17 protein-coding genes are annotated in these 22,993 nt (G+C 65.3%); 11 read left to right on the top strand and 6 right to left on the bottom strand.

The genetic code is table 11. The features are described 5' to 3' along the window. The first annotated feature begins 74 nt into the window (after window positions 1-74). Together uvrB and CH274_RS18345 are read left to right on the top strand one after the other, a co-directional pair. A complete protein-coding gene (gene uvrB, locus CH274_RS18350) occupies window positions 75-2,237 on the top strand; it encodes an excinuclease ABC subunit UvrB (protein WP_094629263.1) in 2,163 nt (720 codons plus the stop codon). A gap of 96 nt (window positions 2,238-2,333) precedes the next feature. Beyond that, window positions 2,334-3,200: an SCO6745 family protein gene (locus CH274_RS18345; protein WP_032394303.1), complete on the top strand. Its 867-nt coding sequence runs from the start codon at window positions 2,334-2,336 to the stop codon at window positions 3,198-3,200. Between the two features lie 6 nt (window positions 3,201-3,206). Here the strand turns inward: CH274_RS18345 and CH274_RS18340 are convergent, their stop codons facing one another. Further along, a complete protein-coding gene (locus CH274_RS18340) occupies window positions 3,207-4,064 on the bottom strand; it encodes an ABC transporter permease (RefSeq protein WP_094658418.1) in 858 nt (285 codons plus the stop codon). Beyond that, window positions 4,061-6,916: an alpha/beta fold hydrolase gene (locus CH274_RS18335; protein WP_094658417.1), complete on the bottom strand. Its 2,856-nt coding sequence runs from the start codon at window positions 6,914-6,916 to the stop codon at window positions 4,061-4,063. The genes CH274_RS18340 and CH274_RS18335 overlap by 4 nt, the downstream gene beginning before the upstream one ends. Before the next feature lie 182 nt (window positions 6,917-7,098). Between CH274_RS18335 and CH274_RS18330 the strand changes: the two genes are divergently transcribed. Beyond that, on the top strand, window positions 7,099-7,551 hold the full coding sequence (locus tag CH274_RS18330; RefSeq protein ID WP_032378962.1) for a universal stress protein: 453 nt from the start codon (window positions 7,099-7,101) through the stop codon (window positions 7,549-7,551). 69 nt (window positions 7,552-7,620) lie between these two features. On the opposite strand, the gene CH274_RS18325 is transcribed toward CH274_RS18330, so the two are convergent. The 3 genes from CH274_RS18325 to CH274_RS18315 all read right to left on the bottom strand — a co-directional run bounded on the left by CH274_RS18325 (window position 7,621) and on the right by CH274_RS18315 (window position 12,099). After that, window positions 7,621-9,942 carry a HelD family protein gene (locus tag CH274_RS18325; protein ID WP_032394300.1) on the bottom strand — a complete coding sequence of 774 codons (2,322 nt, stop codon included), beginning with the start codon at window positions 9,940-9,942 and terminating at the stop codon, window positions 7,621-7,623. A 140-nt stretch (window positions 9,943-10,082) separates the two neighbouring features. Beyond that, entirely contained in the window at window positions 10,083-11,273 is a 1,191-nt protein-coding gene (locus tag CH274_RS18320; protein WP_094658416.1) for a DoxX family protein, read from the bottom strand. 136 nt (window positions 11,274-11,409) lie between these two features. Continuing rightward, on the bottom strand, window positions 11,410-12,099 hold the full coding sequence (locus CH274_RS18315) for an MBL fold metallo-hydrolase (RefSeq protein ID WP_032394298.1): 690 nt from the start codon (window positions 12,097-12,099) through the stop codon (window positions 11,410-11,412). A 258-nt stretch (window positions 12,100-12,357) separates the two neighbouring features. Here CH274_RS18315 and uvrA point away from each other — a divergent pair, with 258 nt between their 5' ends. Then, window positions 12,358-15,288, top strand: coding sequence for an excinuclease ABC subunit UvrA (gene uvrA, locus CH274_RS18310; RefSeq protein WP_045199677.1), 2,931 nt, complete (start codon window positions 12,358-12,360; stop codon window positions 15,286-15,288). Between the two features lie 114 nt (window positions 15,289-15,402). Here uvrA and CH274_RS18305 read toward each other — a convergent pair whose 3' ends face one another. Continuing rightward, entirely contained in the window at window positions 15,403-15,783 is a 381-nt protein-coding gene (locus CH274_RS18305) for a DUF1844 domain-containing protein (RefSeq protein WP_256993632.1), read from the bottom strand. A gap of 381 nt (window positions 15,784-16,164) precedes the next feature. Between CH274_RS18305 and infC the strand changes: the two genes are divergently transcribed. From infC to CH274_RS18270, 7 genes are all read left to right on the top strand, one after another. Further along, the gene (infC, locus tag CH274_RS18300; protein WP_045199680.1) at window positions 16,165-16,905 is read left to right on the top strand and encodes a translation initiation factor IF-3; all 741 of its coding nucleotides are present in this window, start codon (window positions 16,165-16,167) and stop codon (window positions 16,903-16,905) included. 117 nt (window positions 16,906-17,022) lie between these two features. Beyond that, the gene (gene rpmI, locus CH274_RS18295; RefSeq protein WP_032394297.1) at window positions 17,023-17,217 is read left to right on the top strand and encodes a 50S ribosomal protein L35; all 195 of its coding nucleotides are present in this window, start codon (window positions 17,023-17,025) and stop codon (window positions 17,215-17,217) included. Between the two features lie 87 nt (window positions 17,218-17,304). Continuing rightward, entirely contained in the window at window positions 17,305-17,694 is a 390-nt protein-coding gene (gene rplT / locus CH274_RS18290) for a 50S ribosomal protein L20 (RefSeq protein WP_032378959.1), read from the top strand. 38 nt (window positions 17,695-17,732) lie between these two features. Next, window positions 17,733-18,539, top strand: coding sequence for a TrmH family RNA methyltransferase (locus CH274_RS18285; protein WP_094658415.1), 807 nt, complete (start codon window positions 17,733-17,735; stop codon window positions 18,537-18,539). A 106-nt stretch (window positions 18,540-18,645) separates the two neighbouring features. Next, window positions 18,646-19,713 (top strand): phenylalanine--tRNA ligase subunit alpha, encoded by a 1,068-nt coding sequence (gene pheS / locus CH274_RS18280; RefSeq protein ID WP_045199682.1) that lies wholly within the window; start codon window positions 18,646-18,648, stop codon window positions 19,711-19,713. A gap of 56 nt (window positions 19,714-19,769) precedes the next feature. Further along, window positions 19,770-22,256 (top strand): phenylalanine--tRNA ligase subunit beta, encoded by a 2,487-nt coding sequence (gene pheT, locus CH274_RS18275; RefSeq protein WP_094647842.1) that lies wholly within the window; start codon window positions 19,770-19,772, stop codon window positions 22,254-22,256. Window positions 22,257-22,393: 137 nt separating this feature from the next. Then, window positions 22,394-22,951, top strand: a complete 558-nt coding sequence (locus tag CH274_RS18270; RefSeq protein ID WP_094658414.1) for a hypothetical protein — start codon at window positions 22,394-22,396, stop codon at window positions 22,949-22,951. The last annotated feature ends 42 nt before the right edge of the window (window positions 22,952-22,993 follow it).

Here is a 22,993-nt window from a genome sequence, read left to right as displayed (position 1 = left end):
TGTAGAAGCTACCGGCAACCAGCGTGTGGGTCTGTCCGACGGAACTTGTCGGTGGTCGCGTCTACGCTTGTGAAATGGCGTTTGCATCCGAACATCCCGTTGTCGCGCACTCCGAACACCGTCCGGTGGGCGCAATCGAGCGCACCGGACCGGCGTTCGAGGTCGTCAGCGAACACATACCGGCAGGCGATCAGCCGACCGCCATCGCCGAGCTCGAACGGCGGATCAAGGCGGACGAGAAGGACGTCGTCCTGCTCGGTGCCACCGGTACCGGCAAATCGGCCACCACCGCCTGGCTCATCGAGAAGCTGCAGCGCCCGACCCTGGTGATGGCACCGAACAAGACGCTGGCGGCGCAGTTGGCGAACGAGCTGCGAGACATGTTGCCCAACAACGCAGTCGAGTACTTCGTCTCGTACTACGACTACTACCAGCCCGAGGCGTACATCGCGCAGACCGACACCTACATCGAGAAGGACTCGTCCATCAACGACGATGTCGAACGTCTGCGGCACTCGGCGACGGCATCGCTGCTCTCACGCCGAGACGTGGTCGTGGTGGCGTCGGTGTCGTGCATCTACGGTCTCGGCACCCCGCAGTCGTACGTCGATCGGTCGATCGAGCTGGAGGTCAACGTCGAAGTGCAGCGTGACGCGCTGCTCCGGCTGCTGGTGGACGTGCAGTACACCCGCAACGACATGGCCTTCACCCGCGGATCGTTCCGGGTCCGCGGCGACACCGTCGAGATTATTCCGTCCTACGAGGAACTCGCGATTCGAATCGAGTTCTTCGGTGACGAGATCGAAGCGCTGTACTACCTGCATCCGCTCACCGGCGACATCGTTCGGCAGGTGGATTCGGTGCGCATCTTCCCGGCCACGCACTACGTCGCCGGTCCGGAGCGAATGGAACGAGCCGTCAAGGACATCGAGGCCGAACTCGAAGATCGGCTCGCCGAGCTGGAGAGCAAAGGAAAACTGCTCGAGGCTCAGCGGCTGCGGATGCGGACGCAATACGACCTGGAGATGATCAAGCAGGTCGGGTTCTGCTCTGGTATCGAGAACTACTCGCGGCACATCGACGGCCGTGGTGCAGGCACCGCGCCCGCGACACTGATCGACTACTTTCCCGAGGACTTCCTACTGGTCATCGACGAGTCCCACGTGACGGTGCCGCAGATCGGAGCCATGTACGAGGGCGATATGTCGCGCAAGCGCAATCTCGTCGACTTCGGGTTCCGCTTGCCGTCCGCGACCGACAACCGACCGTTGACGTGGGAGGAGTTCACCCAGCGCATCGGTCAGACGGTCTACCTCTCGGCAACTCCGGGAAAGTACGAGCTGGGCCAGACCGGGGGAGAGTTCGTCGAGCAGGTGATTCGTCCCACCGGACTCGTCGACCCCAAGGTCGTCATCAAACCGACCAAGGGGCAGATCGACGACCTGGTCCATCAGATCCGGGAACGCGCGGAGAAGGACGAGCGTGTGCTGGTGACCACGCTGACCAAGAAGATGTCGGAGGATCTGACCGACTACTTGCTCGAGCTGGGCATTCGTGTCCGCTACCTGCACTCCGACATCGACACGCTGCGCCGCGTCGAACTGCTTCGGCAACTCAGGTTGGGCGAGTACGACGTACTGGTGGGCATCAACCTGCTCCGTGAGGGTCTCGACCTACCCGAAGTCTCGTTGGTGGCAATTCTCGACGCCGACAAGGAAGGCTTCCTTCGCAGCGGCACCAGTCTCATTCAGACCATCGGCCGTGCCGCGCGAAACGTCTCCGGTGAAGTCCATATGTACGCCGACAAGATGACCGATTCGATGACCTACGCCATCGAGGAAACCGAGCGTCGACGCGAGAAGCAGATCGCGTACAACAAGGAGCGAGGCGTCGATCCGCAGCCGCTGCGCAAGAAGATCGCCGACATCCTCGACCAGGTGTATCAGGAGGCCGAGGACACCGAGTCCGTCGTCGAGGTCGGTGGATCCGGTCGCAACGCCAGCCGCGGACGGCGAGCACAGGGCGAGGCGGGCAGGTCGGTCAGCACCGGTGTGTACGAGGGTCAGGACGTGTCGTCGATGCCCCGCGCCGAGCTGGCCGATCTGATCAAGAACATGACCGATCAGATGATGAACGCGGCACGTGAGCTCAAGTTCGAGCTCGCCGGCCGGCTGCGCGACGAGATCCAGGATCTGAAGAAGGAGCTCCGAGGCATGGACGCGGCCGGCCTCAAGTAGGTCGGGCGGGTGGCGCGAGTGGAGCCTGCGGAATGAGCCAGGTGACGCGAGTGGAGCCAGCGGAGTGGTTCGAGATGGTTCGGTTACGGTTCAGTGATGGACGCAACCACCGCCGGCCGCACCTCTCGCGCGCTCGAATTGATCCACTCGATGACCTATTTCCTTCCGGAGACGCAGGATGCTCTGGTCGCAACCGGGTTGGCGCCGCGGGCCTGCTATTTCGCGGGTCGAGCTGCACCACTGGGGCGCGTCGGCGCGGGCGTCGTGACCGCCACTTTCTACAACTTCAATCGGGAGCTGGTGGCACCGCTCATCCCGGCGGCCTGGGACGTCACGTCACCCGACGAGATCATGGCCATCCGTTACGCCACTCTCGATGCCGCCTTCGGTCGACTGCTGGGCCCCGAGGTTCTCGAATCCGCGGACATGGCCGAGGCCGCGGACCTGGCATCGATCGCGGCCCGGGGGATTCCCGGTGACGACGGTCGACCCCTGTACGCGGCGTATGCAGAGCTCGACTGGCCGACAGCTCCGCATCTCGTGCTGTGGCACGCCCTCACTCTGATCCGTGAATACCGCGGTGACGGTCACATCGCGGCGTTGCAGACGGCGGGCCTGAGCGGTCTCGAAGCGCTGATCACCCATACCGCCACCGGATACGGGTTCGAGAAGGAGTTCGCCCGCAAGCGTCGAGGGTGGTCGACCGAGCAGTGGGACGCGGCGGTCGCGTCTCTGGCCGATCGAGAGCTGCTCTCGTCCGACGGTGCACTGACCCAGGACGGCAAGGATCTCCGAACGTTGGTCGAGGACATCACCAATGACCTCGCTGTTGCGCCCTGGGCCGCCCTCGGCGAGGACGGTGCTGCTCGGCTGGTCTCGATCGCGACGCCGTGGCGCGAGTCGATCGTCGGCCAGGGCGTCATTCCCGCCGGCGTCTTCGGGCCTGCACTCACGAAGAAGTGATCCGCCTCAGCTGGTGATGTCCTTGGTGCCGAAACGTCGCCACGCGATCAACCCGAACACTGCCGCGTACGTGATGGCGGAGAACGATCCGACCACCATGTCGTTCCAGTCGATGGTCGTTCCGAATGCGTCGATCCACGAGTTCGCGTAGTGCCCGGGAAGGTAGTTGCGGAGCGATCCCAGCGCTGTGATCTGATCGAGGATCTGCATCAGAATCGACGTCATCACGGCACCACCGACGGCCCCGAGCGGGGCGTCGGTGAGTACCGACAGCAGCATCGCCAGGCCGGCCACCCACAGCAGGTTGATGCCGATGTACGCGACTGCGATCAGCAGCCGCACCAGCGAGGTGCCGTAGGGCAGTCCCTCACCCAGCGGGGTGATGAGTGATTCGGCTCCGTAGAGCACGGTTCCGATCAACAGCGACACCCCGACGAGCACGGCGATCGCCACGCCGGACAGCGTCGCCGACACCAGAGCCTTCTGCGTCAGCAGTCGACTCCTGGGCACGGGAATGGCCAGCAGGTACCGCAGACTCGACCACGACGCTTCGCTTGCCACCGAGTCGCCGAAGAACAGGGCCACCACCACGATCAGCAGAAATCCGACCGACATGAACAGAGCGAAGACCGTGAAGTTCATACCGCCGCGAGTGCCGAGCTCGATGAGCCCGTCGGCATCGGAATCCGCATTCGAGCTGCCGACGGTGAAGGCGATGGCCAGGATCACCGGAAGCAGGGCCAGAAAGCCGATTGCCAGCTGAGTGCGGCGACGTCCCAGTTGCCTGCGCAACTCGGTACGGAACGGCAAGGTGCTGCCGCCGGTGTACCCGACAGCGCGCCCGTCGGCGTGTGTGGTGCTCATGCGCGATCCTTGCTGGTGTCGGACCCCGGGTTGTCTCGGTGGACGAGGTCGAGGAAGACGTCTTCCAGGCGCGTCGATTGCGAGAATCCGCGCACCGAGACCCCCGAGGTGACGAGTTCTCTGATGACTACTGCGGCATCCGCATCGGTCAGGTCGACGGTCACAGTGCCGTCGTCGACGATCACCGCGCCGTCGTGGCCGGAGGCGTCGAGCACCGACTGCGCGCGGGTGGCGTCGTCGACCCTGATCTCCGTCTGTCCGCCGGCCGCGGTCAGTTCGCGGACGGTACCGGAACTGATCACCGATCCGCGATTCATGACGACCACGTGGGTGCAGGTCTGCTCCACCTCGGCGAGCAGATGGCTCGACACCAACACGGTTCGACCGGTTTTCGCGTAGTTGATCAGCACATCGCGCATCGTCCTGATCTGTGGTGGGTCGAGTCCGTTGGTCGGTTCGTCGAGGACCATCAGATCCGGCAGCCCCAACATGGCCTGGGCGATCGCGAGCCGCTGCCGCATACCTTGGCTGTAGGACTTGACCTTGCGTTCGATCGCGGTGCCGAGGTCGGCGATCTCGAGAGCTTCCTCGAGGTGAGCGTCCTCGATCGGGCGACCGGTCGCTTCCCAGTACAGCCGCAGATTCTGTGTTCCGGTCAGGTGCGGCAAGAAGCCGGATCCCTCGACGAAGGAGCCCAACCGGGACAGCACCGGGGCTCCGGGGGTCACCTTGTGGCCGAAGACTCGAATGTCGCCGCCGGTGGGCGTGATCAGGCCCATCAGCATGCGCAGGGTGGTGGTCTTTCCTGCGCCGTTCGGCCCGAGGAGACCCAGAACCTGGCCCTGCTTCACCTCGAAGCTGACGCCGTCGACGGCGCGGAAGCCGTTGGAATACGTTTTGGCCAGATCGGTGATCACCAGGGGAGTGTCGATGAGGTCCTCGTCCACTTCGGCGACTGCGCGACGTCTGGTTCGCACGATTCCGGCGACGATCGCACCGGCGACCGCCAGCAGGACGATTCCGATGCCGACGAGTGGTGCCACCGGAACGGTGCTGTCGGCGCTGGCCTCGGCGGGGACGGTGGGCAACGCGATGGTGTCGTCGGTCATGGCCACACTGAACTGCGCCGGCTCAAGTGGAACGGCGTAGGCCTGATCTGTGGTGGAGATGCTCAGTTCGAGGCGATGACCTTGTTGCACGGTGTAGCTGATGCCAGGAAGCGCAACCGTGACGTCGACGGGATCGATGCCCTCGGTAACGGGCAGTCGGATCGCCGAGACCGCCCCGCCCGGAAGCGTTCTCGTGCCGTTCGGCGCAACGTCGTAGAGCTTCGCGAACAGAACGGCTTGATCGGGTGACGCCAGCGACGCCACGCGCAGGTTCACCCGCGGGGCACCGGTGATCGTCACGGACGACTCGACGGGATCGCTGGTGAACGTTGCCGACTGGCCCGGCAGGTCCGCGGTCAGGGCTGCTCCGGCCCCGGTCGATCCGAGGGTCGAGAGCACCGAGCCCAAACCGGGTACCGACGAGATCGCCGACGGCGATGCTCCGGGTGGACGAATGATCGACTGGTTCTCGGCGGTGGGAGTGAACGTCACCGATCGGGTTTGCGTGGGATCGGACGCGGGGGTCAGTCCCGGGTAAGCAGGAGCCGTCATTCGGCGGTCACGATCGCCGCCGCGCTCGTCGGCTGCCCGCTGAGTGGAGTAGACGAACGGCTCGGCGTCGGTGCCGGTGGGGGCCTCGGTGCCCCGCAATGTCGTGTCGAAGAAGTCGGCGATGGCTCGATCGCTCGTGCCGTCGGTTCCGCCTGCATCGTGGCCACCGTCGAACCATCGCACGGTGACGTTCCCACCGGCTGCGGCGATCTGACGTGCCGTCGCGTCGGCCTGGTCGAGACCGAACAGTGTGTCCTGGGTGCCCTGAACCAGCAGCGTCGGTGCCGTGATGTTCGACGCCACCGCGACCGGCGAGTGAGCCGTCAGCAGATCGAGCAACTGCTGGCTGGGGATTCCGGTCACGGCGGATTCGGTGTAGGCGTCGCAGAATTCGGGTGCGAATCGTCCGCAGGCCGAGGTGCCCTCGGAGGTGCCGGAATCGGTGCTGTCGTCGCCGTTTCCGCCGGGTGGTGCACTCGCTGCGCCCACTCCGAAGAACACTCCGGCCCAGCCGCGCTTGAGGACGCCGGGTCCGCCGTACTCGGCAGCTGCGGGAGTGGCGATGTCGCCGAGGGCTTCTCGGCCTTCGACCGAGGTGACGCCGTAATTGGGAAACAGGGCCTGACCCAGGTCGTTCCAGGTGATCGCTGCGGCTATCGAATCGATCCGGGGGTCGGTGCCGCCTGCGCTCAGTGCCAGTGCGCCGCCGTAGGATCCGCCGGCGACTCCGACGTGCGGGTCACCGGGAGCGTCCAGTTCCACCTCCGGTTGTTCGGCGAGCCAGTCGATGAGTCCGCGTGCGTCGGCGACCTCGCGATCGGGGTCGTTGAGCGAGATCGAACCCGTGCTGTCGCCGAACCCGCGTGCACTGTAGGCGAGCACCGAGTACCCGCGAGCAGCGAGATCACGTGCCTCCCCGTCGACCGAGTCCTTGCTGCCGCCGAAGCCGTGGGCGAGCAGCACCGTCGGCGCGGGAGTGACGGAGGGTATGTAGAGACGAGCGTCGATGTCGACGGTGCCCGTCGACCCGGGGTCGTCCGGTAGCGTGATGCGCGCTTCACGCGTGGATGTGTCGGCGCTCGAATCCTGGGGGAGGAAGACGAATGCGAGGGCGACCAGCGCCAGAACCGCAATCACGGCGGCACCGACAGTCATGGCCCGTCTCGACAGTGGCGGGCGGGGAATCGGCATGGAAACCAATGTATGTGAGTGGCGCGGATCGTGTTGTTCCCCAAGTTCACGTGCCGATCGGCCGGTTCCGGCTAATGTCAGCGAATCAGTCCCCGGACCACGTCTTTCGGTCCTGTGACTTGCACTAATCGAGTTCGACCAGAAGTGTCACATCTGTGTGTGACCGACAAATGGAGGAATGAATGAGCGCCTACCGCACCGTCGTCGTCGGGACCGATGGCTCCGAATCGTCACTGCGGGCAGTGGAGAAGGCCGCGGCTCTCGCGGGAGACGCCGATGCCACCCTGGTGATCGCTTGCGCGTACTACCCTGCCGATCCGAAGGACACGTCCGCTGCCGCCGACGCATTGCGCGAGGACGCCTATCAGATCACCGGATCGGCACCGACGCGTGAGATTCTGCGCACGGCGCGCGAGCACGCCACCAAGGCCGGTGCGAAGAACATCGAGGAGAAGGCGATCGTCGGTGCTCCCGTCGAGTCGCTGCTGGCACTCGTGGACGAGGTGAAGGGCGACCTGCTCGTCGTCGGCAACCGCGGCCTGAACTCGTTGACCGGCCGCCTGCTGGGCTCGGTTCCGTCGGACGCCGCGCGCAAGTCCACCTGCGATGTTCTGATCGTGCACACCGTCCGCTGATCTCACCCCGCACACACCAACGGCCCGCCCGTCGAATCGACGGAGCGGGCCGTTGGTGTGTGCGGTTCTCTACGCTTCCGGCTCGAACGGCTGCAGCGCCGAGAGTTCACCCGGCAGTGCGTTCACGTGCACCACGCCGAGTCGCTGCGTGGCCCGGGTGAGGGCAACGTACAGATCGTTCATGCCTTTGACCGAATCGTTCACTATGGCACCGGGTTCGACGATCAGCACCGAGTCGAACTCGAGTCCCTTGGCATCCTTGACAGTCGACACGGTGACCAGTTCCGAGGCCAGATGGCGGAATCGGTCGACGTGGTCTGCGGGAACCAGCACCGCGCTGAGGCCAGGGCGCGGGTGATCGGCCACTCGCTTCTCCACCGCGGTGACCAGATCTGCCGCTGCCACCCGTTGAGCCCACGGCCGGGTTCCGGTGCTGCGGATGGACCGCGGCTCGGACTGCTCGGGATCGATGGCAGCCAACACATCGTGTGCCACGGCCATGATCTCGGACGGTGTTCGGTAGTTCACCGTCAGTTCGGTCAGCTTCCAGCGCTTGGCGACATACGGTTCGAGAACCGAACCCCACGACGAGGTTCCGGCGGGATCACCGGTCTGCGCCGTATCGCCCACCAGTGTCATCCACCGATTCGGTATGCGCCGCATCACCATTCGCCACGCCATCGCAGACAGTTCCTGCGCCTCGTCGACGATCACGTGCCCGTAGGTCCACGTTCGGTCACCGGCGGCCCGTTCGGCCGTCGTGAGTCGCTGACCCGAATTCTGCCGTCGTGCAAGCTGATCGGCATCGATGAGGTCGTAGGCCATCAGGATCTCCGGATCGAGCTCGTCCTCTAGGTCCTGAGGTGCCGAACCGGTCAGGATGTCCAGGGCACCCTGAGCGTCGGCGATCTGGCCGCGCCATTGTCGTTGCGCCTGTTCACGTTCGGCTGCGTCGTCGACGCCGAGCAGTTCGGCGAGCTCGTCGAGCAGGGGAGCGTCGGCCGACGAGAAGCCGTTGCCCCGACGGACGAGTGCCTCACGCTCCGCCTCATCGAGCGCAGGCGCGGCCGACGCGATCTTCTCGGGAGATGCGTAGAGGTCGCGGAGAACCTGCTGGGGAGACAGATCCGGCCACAGTTCGTCCACGGCGGCCATGACGTCCTGATCCTCGCGCATCTCGTCGCGCATGTCCGCGATGTCGTCGGCGCTGAGCAGGCTGGACCCGTCGACGAGATTCTGCCCGAGTTTCGCTGCCAGCTGGTTGGCCAACTGGTCGATGACCGAGGACACGAACAGCGGCCGAGCCAGGTTGTGCGGTCGCCGGGACGAGCGAGCGCGACCACGAGCCCTGGTGACGATCTTTCGATCGAGCGTGATGTCGTAGGTGTCGAACTTCAGTCGACGGGGCTGCGCGGGGACCTCCTGACGGTCTCGTACCGCCTGGGTCAGCACCTCGACCATCGACAGTCTGCCCTTGACCTCGGTGGCCAGGGCCGAATCTTCCCGTTGCGCACGAACTCCCGGGTAGAGGTCACCGATCGTGGACAGCAGGACGCCCGTCTCGCCGAGCGACGGCAGCACCTGCCCGATGTAATCGAGGAACGTGGCGTTGGGTCCGATGATCAGCACACCGCTCTTACCGAGCTGCTGGCGGTAGGTGTAGAGCAGGTACGCGGCGCGATGCAGCGCGACGGCTGTCTTACCGGTGCCCGGTCCGCCCTGAACCACCAACACGCTGCGATGCTGCGAACGGATGATCGCGTCCTGCTCGCTCTGGATCGTCTCGACGATGTCGTTCATCTGACCAGTACGTGCGGCATCGAGAGCCGAGAGCAGCGCACCTTCGCTCGCGACACCGCCTGCCACGGCGGCATCGCTCGACGATCGGGCAGAGTTCAGGTCGAGAAATTCGTCGGCGATCGACGTCACTCGACGACCACGGGTGCGAATGTGTCTGCGCCGCAACACGTTTTCGGGTGCGGCGGGTGTGGCCAGGTAGAACGGCCGGGCCATCGGTGCTCGCCAGTCCAACAGCAGAGTCTCGTAGTCGTTCTTGTCGTCGAGAATTCCGACGCGGCCGATGTAGCGCTCGGGCCGATCGTCGACCTTGGGGTCGAGGGACTCGGGATCGAGGTCGATGCGCCCGAAGCACAGTCCGTTCTCGGCCGCGTCGTACTTGGCGATGTCCTCGGTGTACATCTGGTTGAACGATTCGCGTTCGCTCCGGGCCTGCGGGGTGCCGCCGGTCTCGAGCAGCACTGCGCGCAATCGGTTCGCGGCGTATTCGCGTAACGCGTCGAGCTGCGTGTAAAGCCGCGTCAGATGCGCTTGCTCGAAGTCTTCTTCGATCGGCACATCGGGGTTCGTCGATGTGTGGCCGTCGTCCGGCAAAGGGTCTCCTCGGGAGTTCGGCCGAGGCGAAGATATCGCCTCGAAATCAGCCAGAGCAGTCTACGTCGCACAACGGCCCTGCCGCAGAACCGCTGGTTCCGGGGCAGGGCCGCATCTGTATTTCGTGCTGTCGCGGGGAACTACTTCGCGTACTGCTGCAGCTTCTTGTCCAAGTTCTTCTGAGCCTTGGCGACTCGCTTCTCGAGCTTGGCGCGAGCCTGCTCGGTCACCTTCTCGAGTTCCTTGCTCTGCTTCTCGGCGCGCTTGCGGGCGCGCTTGCTCAGCGTCTCGACGCGATCGGACGCCAGATCGGCCCACGTGACTCCGCGCTTCTGTGCTTCGTCGGCGAGGACGGAACCCTTCTCGGCGGCCAGATCGGCGAGCTTGGACGCGCGCTTCTGCGCGACATCGGCCAATTCATTGCGACGGTCGGCGGCGACGTCGACGAGCTTGGAGCCGCGCTTCTGCGCGAGCTCCGCCAGGTCGGTTCCGCGGTGCGCTGCCTTGTCGGCGAGCTTGGAGCCGCGCTTCTGCGCCTCGTCGGCCAAGTCGCTGCCGCGATCGGCGGCGAGCTCGGCCAGCTTGGATCCACGCTTCTGTGCTTCCTCGGCGAGCACGGATCCCTTGTCGGCGGCCAGGTGAGCCCAGCGGTTCAGTGCCGGCTGAGCGACGTCGGCCAGCTCCGAGCCCTTGTCGGTGGCGATGTCGGCGAGCTTGGCCAACTTGGGCTGGGCGGCGTCGGCGAACTTGGCCAGCTTCGGCTGTGCTGCCTCGGCGAGATCGGCACTGCGGCTTGCGGCGATCGACGCGATTTCCTTGACACGCTCACCGGTCTCGTGGGTGGAGTGCCCGGGCAGTGCCGAGACGACGCTCTCCTGCGCGCGACGTGCTGCTCGCTTGCTCCGCCATGCCACGGACGGCTTGCCCTCGGTGTCGACGGCTGCGATGAGCAGTCCGCCGAGCAGGCTCAGGTTCTTGAAGAAATGGATACGCTGCGCAGCCTTCGCCTCCGGGTCGGTCTCGTTCCAGAAGGCGTGTCCGGCGAGCGTCGTCGGGACGAGACTTCCGGCGAGGGCGAGAGAGGCGATCCGCGGTGCCTTGCCGGTGGCCAGCAGAATGCCGCCGGCAACCTGGATTCCGCCGTTGATGCGGACCAGCGTCTCCGGGTCGTTCGGCACATTCGCAGTGACGTCGTTGGGGAGGGCGTCCTTGCTCTGCTCGATCAGCGGAGTGGCGACCTGCGCCTTGCCGGTGGGATTACGGAGTGCGTCGACGCCCCCTGCGATGAAGATCGTAGACATCAGCGGACGGGCGATACGGCGGACCAGCATTGACAGCCTCCTGCGTAGTTTCTCGTGTCATCGGCGGTGGAACGTTGGGCGGCACGGCGATCGAAAACCTACCGCTGTGCGTCCTTTTGTCACACTATTCATACCCCGTGGTTCGCGGTCTCAAGCACGCCGATCGTCACCAACCGCGGGCGCGCCATTCGTCCAGGTGAGGGCGCTCGGCCCCGAGCGTCGTGTCCTTTCCGTGGCCCGGGTAGACGACGGTCTCGTCGTCGTAGCGGTCGAACAATTTCGCCGTCACGTCGTCGAGCAAGCGGGTGAAATCCTCGGGGCTGCCGGTCTTGCCCACGCCACCGGGAAAGAGTGAATCTCCGGTGAAGAGGTGGGTTCGAGCGCCGTCGGCATCGGTCAGTGCGAGGGCGATCGAGCCGGGGGTGTGTCCGGTCAGGTGCACCACATCGAACGTGAGCTCGCCCACCGACACGGTGTCCCGATCGGCCAGCAGTCGGTCCGGCGTGACGGGCAGCGGCTCGGCATCGAGTTCGTGGGCTGCCGTCGGGGAGTCGGTACCGCCTGCGATGTCCGCCAGCGCCTGCCAGTGGTCGGCGTGCTGGTGAGTCGTCACGATGAGCGAGAGCGTCGGCGCGTTCTCGTCGATGAGCGACGAGATGCGGTCGGCCTCGTTGGCGGCGTCGATCAGAACCGACTGACCTGTCGCGGAACAGACGACGAGGTAGGTGTTGTTGTCCATGGGGCCGACCGACATCTTGGTGATCGTCGCTCCGGGAATCGTTCGCCGCTGCGGCTGCGAACCCTGCGAGACGACGCCGGTGTAGTTGTCATCGATGACCATGAGGTGCTCGTCCATTTCGAGGACGCTACCGTCGTCGACGGCACGATGGGCGGCGGGGTCGCGGACGTGGAAAAGTCTGTCGGTGCCTGGATCTACCATTGCAACCGGGTGAGGTTCGTCCCTCACCGCAACAGGTTTTCGACGTGGGGTCCACGGTTACACGACGTGTGACCGATGCGTCGGCATCACACGTCATCACGCGACTCGAAGGTCATGCAGTGCTGCGACGCAGCAACTCGGCTGGACGTGCTCGTTCGGAAAGAAGGGAACACAGTGGCGGATCGCCTGATAGTGCGAGGTGCGCGGGAGCACAATCTGCGAGGAGTCGACATAGACCTGCCTCGGGATGCGCTGATCGTGTTCACGGGTCTGTCCGGATCGGGCAAATCCTCTCTCGCCTTCGACACGATCTTCGCCGAAGGGCAGCGTCGCTACGTGGAGTCGCTGTCCGCATACGCGCGGCAGTTCCTCGGACAGATGGACAAGCCGGACGTCGACTTCATCGAGGGCCTGTCGCCTGCGGTCTCCATCGATCAGAAGTCGACCAACCGCAACCCGCGTTCGACGGTGGGCACCATCACCGAGGTCTACGACTACCTCCGTCTGTTGTACGCGCGTGCGGGAACGGCTCACTGCCCCGTGTGTGGCGAACAGATAGCGAAGCAGACTCCCCAGCAGATCGTCGATCAGGTGCTGGACATGGAGGAGGGCCTGAAGTTCCAGGTGCTCGCCCCGGTGGTGCGCACCCGCAAGGGCGAGTTCGTCGACCTGTTCGATTCGCTGAACACTCAGGGCTACTCACGTGTTCGCGTCGACGGCGTCGTGCATCAGCTCACGAGCCCGCCGGTGCTCAAGAAGCAGGAAAAGCACGACATCGAGGTCGTCGTCGACCGCCTGACCGTCAAGTCGAGTTCGAAGCAGCGCCTGACCGACTCGGTGGAAACCGCCCTGCGATTGGCCGACGGCATCGTGGTCCTCGATTTCGTCGACCGTGACGAGAACGCATCGGACCGTGAGCGCCGGTTCTCCGAGAAGCTCGCGTGCCCCAACGGTCACCCGTTGTCCATCGACGATCTCGAACCGCGGTCGTTCTCCTTCAACTCGCCGTACGGTGCGTGCCCGGATTGCGTCGGCCTCGGCGTGCGCAAGGAGGTCGACCCGGAACTGGTCGTTCCCGACGGCGATCTCAGCCTCGCGGACGGTGCCATCGCACCGTGGTCGATGGGCCAGACGTCGGAGTACTTCGGCCGCCTGCTGTCCGGGCTCGCCGACGCCATGGGGTTCGATCTGAACGCGCCGTGGAACAAGTTGCCCGCCAAGGTCAAGCGTGCCGTCCTCGAGGGCAGCGACCACCAGGTGCACGTGAAGTACAAGAACCGCTACGGCCGCACGCGGTCGTACTACGCCGAGTTCGAGGGTGTGATGCCGTTCCTGCACCGTCGGTTGGAGCAGACCGAGTCCGAGCAGATGAAGGAACGCTACGACGGCTACATGCGCGACGTGCCGTGTCCCACCTGCAACGGTGCCAGGCTGCGGCCCGAAATCCTGTCGGTGACGATCTCCGCGGGCGACTTCGGGCCGAAGTCGATCGCCGAGGTGTGCGAGTTGTCGATCGCCGACACCGCAGATTTCCTGAACAGCCTCACCCTGGGTCGCCGCGAGGAGGCAATCGCAGGTCAGGTTCTCAAGGAGGTGCAAGCTCGTCTCGGTTTCCTGCTGGACGTCGGTCTGGAGTATCTGTCACTGGCCAGGACCGCCGGCTCGCTGTCCGGTGGCGAGGCCCAGCGCATTCGACTCGCCACCCAGATCGGATCGGGACTCGTCGGCGTTCTCTACGTCCTCGACGAGCCGTCGATCGGGCTGCATCAGCGTGACAACCGCCGGCTCATCGACACGCTGACCCGGCTGCGTGACCTCGGGAACACGTTGATCGTCGTCGAGCACGACGAGGACACCATCCGCACCTCGGATTGGATAGTCGACATCGGTCCGTTGGCGGGTGAGCACGGCGGACGCGTCGTGCACAGCGGTTCGTACGAGGACCTGCTGACCAACGACGAATCGCTGACCGGTGCGTACCTGTCCGGGCGGATGGAGATTCCGCTGCCCGACACCCGCCGGGTCGTGGACAAGAAGCGTCAGGTCACCGTGGTCGGAGCCCGCGAACACAACCTCCGCGGCATAGACGTCAGCTTTCCGCTCGGCGTACTGACCTCGGTCACAGGGGTGTCGGGTTCGGGCAAGTCCACCCTCGTCAACGACATCCTCGCGACGGTAATGGCGAACAAGCTCAACGGTGCCCGTCAGGTTCCAGGGAGGCACACGCGCATCAACGGCCTCGATCAGCTCGACAAGCTCGTGCGGGTGGATCAGTCGCCGATCGGACGCACGCCACGCTCGAACGCCGCAACGTACACCGGGGTGTTCGACAAGATCCGCACGCTGTTCGCGGCGACCACCGAGGCCAAGGTGCGCGGCTACCAGCCCGGCCGATTCTCGTTCAACGTCAAGGGCGGCCGGTGCGAGGCGTGCTCGGGAGACGGCACACTCAAGATCGAGATGAACTTCCTGCCGGACGTCTACGTTCCGTGCGAGGTCTGTGAGGGTGCGCGGTACAACCGCGAGACACTCGAGGTGCATTACAAGGGCAAGACCATCGCCGAGGTCCTGGACATGCCGATCGAGGAGGCTGCCGACTTCTTCGAGGCGATCACTTCGATTCACCGCTACCTCAAGACGCTCGTCGAGGTCGGTCTCGGGTACGTCCGCCTCGGCCAACCGGCAACGACGCTGTCCGGCGGCGAAGCTCAACGCGTCAAACTGGCCGCGGAACTGCAGAAGCGCTCGACCGGCCGCACGGTCTACATTCTCGACGAACCGACCACCGGCCTGCACTTCGAGGACATCCGCAAGCTGCTCGGCGTCGTGAACGGCCTGGTGGACAAGGGCAACACGGTGATCGTGATCGAGCACAATCTGGACGTCATCAAGGTCTCGGACTGGGTCATCGACATGGGCCCCGAAGGTGGTTCCGGAGGCGGAATGGTTGTGGCGCAAGGTGATCCGGAGGCCGTGGCGGCGGTTTCCGAGAGCTACACCGGCAAATTCCTACAGGAGGCGCTCACCCGCGAGTCGGTGGTCGCTCCTCCGGTGAAGGCGGCTCCGAAGAAGCGCAGGCCTCGCAAGGTCGCCGCCGTCCGATGAGCGGCGAAGCCCGATAGAGGCAGCCGCCGGATTCACACCCCGGCAACGACGAAGCCGCATCCGGTACTCACCGGATGCGGCTTCGTGCTTCTGTCGACTTCGCAGGCGTTCTGCTCAGTGCACCGGGCCGGTGTACTTCTCGCCCGGGCCCTTTCCCGGCTCGTCCGGGTGGGCCGAAGCTTCCCGGAATGCGCGCTGCAGTGCCTGCAATCCGTCGCGAATGGGCCCGGCATGGGGGCCGAGGTATTCCACCGATGCGGTGACCAGGCCGGCCAGTGCGGTGATGACGCGTCGTGCCTCGTCGAGGTCCAGGTAGGGGCTCTCCGCAGGATCCGGCTCGGAGAGTCCCAGCTTCTCGGCCGCAGAACTCATGAGCATCACCGCAGCGCGGCTGATCACCTCCACAGCGGGAACCTCGGCGAGTTCACGGACTTCGGGCTCGGCACCCATTGGATCGGCACCTGCGGCATCGTCGGGATTGAGGGAGCTGGTCATGCCTACGAGAATCCCACGCCTCCCGCTGGGGAGAGCATCGGGTATCCGCAGAGAAGGGGCCGACACCGCTCGATTGTTCGATTCGGGAATCTGCTGGTAGTGTGACTCGACGACCGTCTTCGGCGTGCGCTCCTCGATGGAGTTCACCGCACGGAGGCAGCAAGTGGAGCCCGACTCCCACCGGCACGTAGCCTTCAACAAGTTACTTCCGGTCCGGTCGCACGACGGAGATCCTCACAGGTTTCCTGCGTGCTTCCTCCCAGTGAGGAGACTGTACGACGACAGTTGTCGTGCTGGTCGACCGGTCGACATCGGGCCCTGCTATCGGATCACACCGAGAGCAGGGTTTTTTCGTTGCAGTGGAATGCATCGCTGCAGGGAATGTCGAGGATCGACGGCGACGGGCTGTGCCAGTGGCAGGCGGTCGGGTTACACACCACACCGCACTACCTAGGAGGCCCCATCAGCACTGAGACCCGCATCAACGATCGCATCCGAGTTCCCGAGGTCCGGCTTGTCGGACCGGGCGGTGAACAGGTGGGGATCGTGCGTGTTGAAGATGCACTCCGCTTGGCTCTCGAAGCCGACCTCGATCTTGTAGAAGTAGCTCCCGACGCACGTCCGCCGGTCTGCAAGATCATGGACTACGGGAAGTTCAAGTACGAGGCTGCGCAGAAGGCGCGCGAATCGCGCAAGAACCAGACGCTCACCGTCATCAAGGAGCAGAAGCTCCGTCCCAAGATCGACGCGCACGACTACGAGACGAAGAAGCGCAACGTCGTTCGCTTCCTCGAAGCCGGCTCGAAGGTCAAGGTCACCATCATGTTCCGTGGCCGCGAGCAGTCGCGTCCCGAACTCGGCTTCCGGCTGCTGCAGCGCCTGGGCGCGGACGTCGCGGAGCTCGGCTTCGTGGAGACCTCGGCCAAGCAGGACGGCCGCAACATGACGATGGTGCTGGCACCGCACAAGGGTGCCAAGACTCGCGTCAAGGCACAGGAGAGCGCAGCGGCTCCGCCCGCCCAGCGCGCACCGGCCCCCGCGCCGGAACAGCCCGCCGACGCAGCCCCGGCTGCCGAGGCACCGGCCGCAGCAGCTCCGGCTACTCCGGCGCAGACCAACTGAGCCTCGCGCTCTACCAGTAAGACAGCCCTACATCTGCTTCGGTGCACAGCTTTTCCGTGGCGATGTACGGCTGTGCCATGCAACACCGAAGAGCTATCAGAAGAAGAAGAGGATTTCATGCCCAAGCAGAAGACCCACAGTGGTGCCAAGAAGCGATTCAAGGTGTCCGGCAGCGGCAAGATCCTGCGCCAGAAGGCCGGCCGTCGCCACCTGCTCGAGCACAAGCCCACCAAGGTGACTCGTCGCCTCGATGGTGTTGCCGTCGTCAAGAAGCCCGACGTACCGCGGATCAAGCGCCTGCTCGGCATCTGATCTGGACCGGCCGCCGACCGATAGCGGTCGGCTTCATCCCATTACCATTCGGGGTTTCACAAGCCCCCAGATCGACAGGATTTACCAGTGGCACGCGTAAAAAGGGCCGTCAACGCCCAGAAGAAGCGCCGTTCGATTCTCGAAGCGTCCAAGGGCTACCGCGGACAGCGCTCACGTCTGTACACCAAGGCCAAGGAGCAGCAGCTCCACTCGCTGACCTACGCCTACCGGGACCGCCGCGCGCGCAAGGGTGACTTCCGCAAGCTGTGGATCACGCGTATCAACGCTGCAGCTCGGGCCAACGACATCACGTACAACCGCTTCGTCCAGGGCCTCAAGGCCGCGGGCGTCGAGGTCGATCGCAAGATCCTCGCCGAGCTCGCCGTGTCGGATGCTGCGGCGTTCGCAAGCCTGGTCGCCATCGCCAAGGCTGCACTGCCTGCCGATGTCAACGCTCCGGCCGGAGAAGCAGCCTGAGCGAGTCGACGTACGACGACTCACTACCGAAACGGCCCGTGGATTCGCTGACCGAGCGAACTCCGCGGGTCGTTTCGGCCGTCAAGCTCGCTCGAGCCGCGGAACGCAAGAAGACCGGGCTGTTTCTCGCCGAAGGCTTCAATGCGGTGTCCGAGGCGGCGCAGTCCCGGTTGATTCGTGAGCTCTTCTACACCGCCGATGCCCGCGAGCGCCACAACGACCTCATCGCGTCCGTCGAGGCCGGTGGCGCACGAGTTCATCCGATCACCGACCGTGCTGCAAAGGCGCTGTCCGACACCGTCACCCCGCAGGGCCTGATCGCGGTCACCGAGTTGGTCGACGTCCCGATCGACCGCGCGTTGGCCGGAACACCGCGGCTGGTGGCCGTACCGGTGGAGATGGCCGAGCCGGGCAATGCCGGGACGGTCATTCGCGTCGCCGACGCAGCCGGAGCGGATTCGGTCGTTCTGTTGGGCGACTCGGTGGACCCCCACAACGGCAAATGCGTCCGCGCATCGGCCGGCAGCGTGTTCCATCTCCCCATCGCTCGGGAGCGGTCGATCGAGTCCGGAATCGATGCGTTGCGCGGAGCGGGTCTGACCATCGTCGCCACGGCCGCCGACGGCGAAGTGGACTTGGACGACGCCGATGAGCTCCTCGTGCAACCGACCGCGTGGTTGTTCGGCAACGAGGCGCACGGGCTGCCCGAGTTCGTGACGCGCAATGCCGATCACCGCATTCGAATCCCGATCCACGGCCGTGCCGAGAGCCTCAACCTGGCCACCGCCGCGGCGATCTGCCTGTACGCGAGTGCCCGAGTGCAGCGACGCTCCGAAACTTCGTGAGCGCGTCTCGCCTAGGATCGATACCTGTCTGCTCCGCGCAGGAGTGAAGCCTGCGCAACGACCCTTCGTGGCAGACACCGACTATTACTCGAGGAGTGCAGCTGTCGTGGCGAAGAAAGATGTCGGAACCGAGCCGGTGGATCCGAGCGTTCTCGAGGAGTCCGCGCTCGGATCCGCAGTGGACTCGGCCGAGCAGGCGTTCGCCGACGCGTCGGACCTCGATGCTCTGACCAAGGTCAAGATCGACCATGTGGGCGGCAAGGCACCGTTGGCACTGGCACAGCGCGCACTCGGGGCGATCCCGGGGGACCAGAAGGCGGACGCGGGCAAACGCGTCAAGGCAGCGCGTGACCGAGTGCAGAAGGCCTTCGACGAGCGCCGCGCCGTGCTGTCGGCCGAGCGTGATGCCGCCATCCTGGTCGCGGAAACCATCGACGTCACCCTGCCGACCGACCGAGCTCCCGTCGGTGCCAGGCACCCCATCACGATCATTTCCGAACAGGTAGCCGACGTCTTCGTCGCTATGGGCTGGGAAGTCGAAGAAGGACCCGAGGTCGAGACCGAGCACTTCAATTTCGATGCGCTCAACTTCCTGCCCGACCACCCGGCACGCACGATGCAGGACACGTTTCACATCGCACCGGAAGGTTCGCGGCAGGTACTGCGCACCCATACCTCACCGGTGCAGGTCCGGTCGATGCTCTCGCGCGAGGTTCCGATCTACGTCGTGTGCCCGGGACGGACGTTTCGCACGGATGAACTCGATACGACGCACACTCCGGTCTTCCACCAGGTCGAGGGTCTTGCCATCGACAAGGGCCTGACCATGGCGCACCTGCGCGGCACACTCGATGCGTTCGCCAAGGCGTTGTTCGGCAACGACACCCGTACTCGCATGCGACCCAACTACTTCCCGTTCACCGAGCCGTCCGCCGAGGTCGACGTGTGGTTCCCGAAGAAGAAGGGCGGGGCCGGTTGGGTCGAGTGGGGTGGCTGCGGAATGGTCAACCCGAAGGTGTTGCAGGCCAGCGGCATCGACCCCGAGGTCTACACCGGATTCGCGTTCGGAATGGGTCTCGAGCGGACGCTGCAGTTCCGCAACGACATCCCGGACATGCGTGACATCGTCGAGGGCGACATCAGGTTCACGTTGCCCTTCGGTGTTCAGGCCTGACGGAAGTTTCCCACCCGCCCCACTTCTTCACGGATACAAGAAAGAGCTGAGCACACGTGCGAGTCCCACAATCCTGGCTGACCGAGGTCCTGCACGCGGGGACTCCCGACTGGGCCGTCTCGCCCGAGGAGCTCGATGCCGGTTTCGTGCGGGTCGGGTTCGAGGTCGAGGAACTCGACTCGCTGGACAACGTGACCGGCCCATTGGTGGTGGGTCGGGTGAGTTCGATCGAGGAGCTGACCGAGTTCAAGAAGCCGATTCGCTTCTGCCTGGTGGACGTCGGCGGTGCCGAGCCGCAGGAAATCGTGTGCGGTGCCAGGAACTTCGCCGAGGGTGACCTGATCGTGGCGGCTCTGCCGGGCAGCGTTCTGCCCGGGGGATTCGCCATCGCGTCGCGCAAGACCTACGGCCGCAACTCCAACGGCATGATCTGCTCGACGCTCGAACTGGGGTTGGGTAAGGATCACTCCGGAATCCTGGTGCTGCCCGAGGGCACGGCCGCTCCTGGCGACGACGCCAAAGCTGTTCTCGGCCTGCAGGACTCGGTCATCGAGCTCAACGTGACCCCCGATCGCGGGTACGCCTTCTCGGTCCGTGGCCTCGCCCGTGAGCTGGCCTGCAGTTTCGATCTCCCCTTCGTGGATCCGGCGCGGACGGTTCCCACCGAGGTCACCGGTGACGCGTGGCCGGTCACCGTCGAACCGAACTCGGGCGCATCGCGATTCGCGCTGCGCAAGATCGTCGGCATCGATCCGACCGCGACCACGCCTTGGTGGATGCAGCGTCGACTTCTGCTGGCCGGTGTGCGCCCGATCTCGGCTGCCGTCGATGTCACCAACTACGTGCTGCACGAGCTCGGGCAGCCGCTGCACGCGTTCGATGCGTCCAAGCTCGACGGCGACCTCGTCGTCCGCCGCGCGAATGCGGGGGAGAAGCTGACCACCCTGGACGGCGTCGAGCGGGCTCTCGATCCCGAGGATGTCGTCATCGCCGACGGATCGGGAGCGATCTCGTTGGCGGGCGTCATGGGCGGCGCGTCCACCGAAGTCGACGATTCGACCACCGAGGTCGTGCTCGAAGCGGCGTCGTTCGATCCGCTCGCGGTGTTCCGCACCGGTCGTCGTCACAAACTCTCCAGCGAGGCCAGCAAGCGTTTCGAGCGGACCGTGGATTCGGCACTGCCGGTGGCGGCGCTCGATCGGGCCGCGCAGTTGCTGGTCGAGATCGCCGGTGGCCGGATCGAGCCCGTGTTGACCGATATCGGCGAGGCCGCCCAGTACCCCACGATCACGATGGACTTCGACCTCCCTGATCGAATCGCCGGAGTGCAGTACCCGAACGGCACCGCTGCCCGTCGGTTGACGCAGATCGGGTGCGGGGTCGAGGTGTCGGTCGACGACGGCGGACACGGCCAGCTCATCGTCACCCCGCCGTCCTGGCGACCGGATCTGGTGCAGCGCGCCGACCTGGTGGAAGAGGTGTTGCGCCTCGAAGGGCTCGAACAGATCCCGTCGGTACTGCCGTCGGCCCCGGGCGGTCGTGGCCTCACCGCCGAACAGAAGCGCAGGCGAGCCGTCGGCAAGGCACTCGCGTTCTCCGGGTACGTCGAGGTGCTGCCTCCGGTGTTCTTGCCCAAGGGTGTGTTCGACACGTGGGGACTCGATGCAGACGATCCGCGGCGCGCGACCACCTCGGTGCTCAATCCGCTCGAGGCCGATCGTCCCGAGCTCGCGACCACAGTGCTTCCGGGTTTGCTCGAGATGCTGAGCAGGAACATCGCCCGCGGCCAGCGAGACGTCTCGCTGTTCGGCATTGCTCAGGTGGTGCTTCGACACGATGCCACCGCTGCGGTGGACGCGTTGCCGGTCGATCGTCGTCCGACCGACGACCAGATCGCCATGCTTCGCGGTTCGTTGCCGGCGCAGCCGGTGCATGTGGGCATGGTGCTCACCGGGCAGCGTGAATTGTCGGGTCCCTGGGGTCCCGGTCGCGCGGCCGAGGCCGCCGATGCCTTCGCAGCGGTGCGTACCGTTGCCGAGGCGTCCGGGGTGCACGTCGATCTTCGTGCAGCACAGCATCTTCCGTGGCATCCGGGTCGGTGCGCGGAGGTCTTGCTCGACGGCGAGGTCGTCGGGTACGCGGGCGAGTTGCATCCGGCGGTGCTGGAGCGGGCGGGCTTGCCGCCGCGCACGTGTGCCGCCGAGTTGAGTCTGAGCGCTCTTCCCGTCGTCGAATCGCTCCCTGCCCCCGAGGTGTCGCCGTATCCGGCGGTGTTGCAGGACGTGGCCGTGGTGGTCGACGCGTCCGTACCTGCGGCGTCGGTGCAAGCTGCACTCACGATCGGCGGTGGCGACCTGCTCGAGTCGATTCGTTTGTTCGACGTCTACGAGGGCGAACAGGTCGGTGAGGGTCGTAAGTCCCTGGCGTTCGCGTTGCGATTCCGCGGAGCCGACGGCACCTTGACCGAGGATCAGGCGACGGCTGCCCGCGATGCGGCGGTCGAAGCGGCATCGAAGGCCGTCGGAGCTCAGTTGCGCAGTTGACTCAGCGCAGTTGCGCAGTTGACTCAGCGCAGTTGCGCAGCGGACTCGGCGCCGCTGCGCAGTTGGATCCGTGCACGCCCGGGCTCGGGTGTCCGTAGCGTGGAGTCACGAGTGGCCACAGGTGACGGGAGCAGCGCATGAGTGAATTCGGGACAGACGGTACGGCGACGGATATGCAGGTGATCGAGCAGATCCTCGCTGCAGTGTCGGGTCGTCCGCGGTTGGCCCCGGTGGCGGCTGCCGCGGCGGCTCTGGCGGCCGAGCTGGGTACTGCAGATCCGGAGCCGGTCACCCCCGATCGTGGAGCCCCACCCGGAACGGTTCCCGATGTCGACGTCCCGCAGGTGACCAAGCCGCGGATCGACCAGCCGCTCGGTGATCCACCGCCGGGGGCTCCGCTCGGTGGCACGGTACCGGGAATCATCGACGCGGAATTGGTCGAGGACCTGCCCGGCGGTACCGGATACGGTTCCGGTGCGGTGAGCGCACCGATCGGTGACTTCACCGATTCGGGGGTGCCGACGTGGGACGGTGTGCGAGACAGGGTCGAACAGCGCGCGGGCACAGCCGTCGGCGCAGAGGAGTTGGACCGTGAGTCGAGGGCGGGCCGTGACCTCGACGAGCAGTGGAACGAACGGCAGGAAGCGGGCCGCAGGAAGCTCGACGAGATCCGCAAGTCCATGGGTGGACGCTGACACAGCGGACCCGTTCATGAATGAGCTTGCATGATGCTGCAT

The organism is Rhodococcus sp. 06-418-5 (assembly GCF_002258285.1).
GTDB lineage: Bacteria > Actinomycetota > Actinomycetes > Mycobacteriales > Mycobacteriaceae > Rhodococcoides.
The sequence above is the reverse complement of the archived record's forward strand: the minus strand, read 5'-3'. Positions and strand labels throughout refer to the sequence as shown.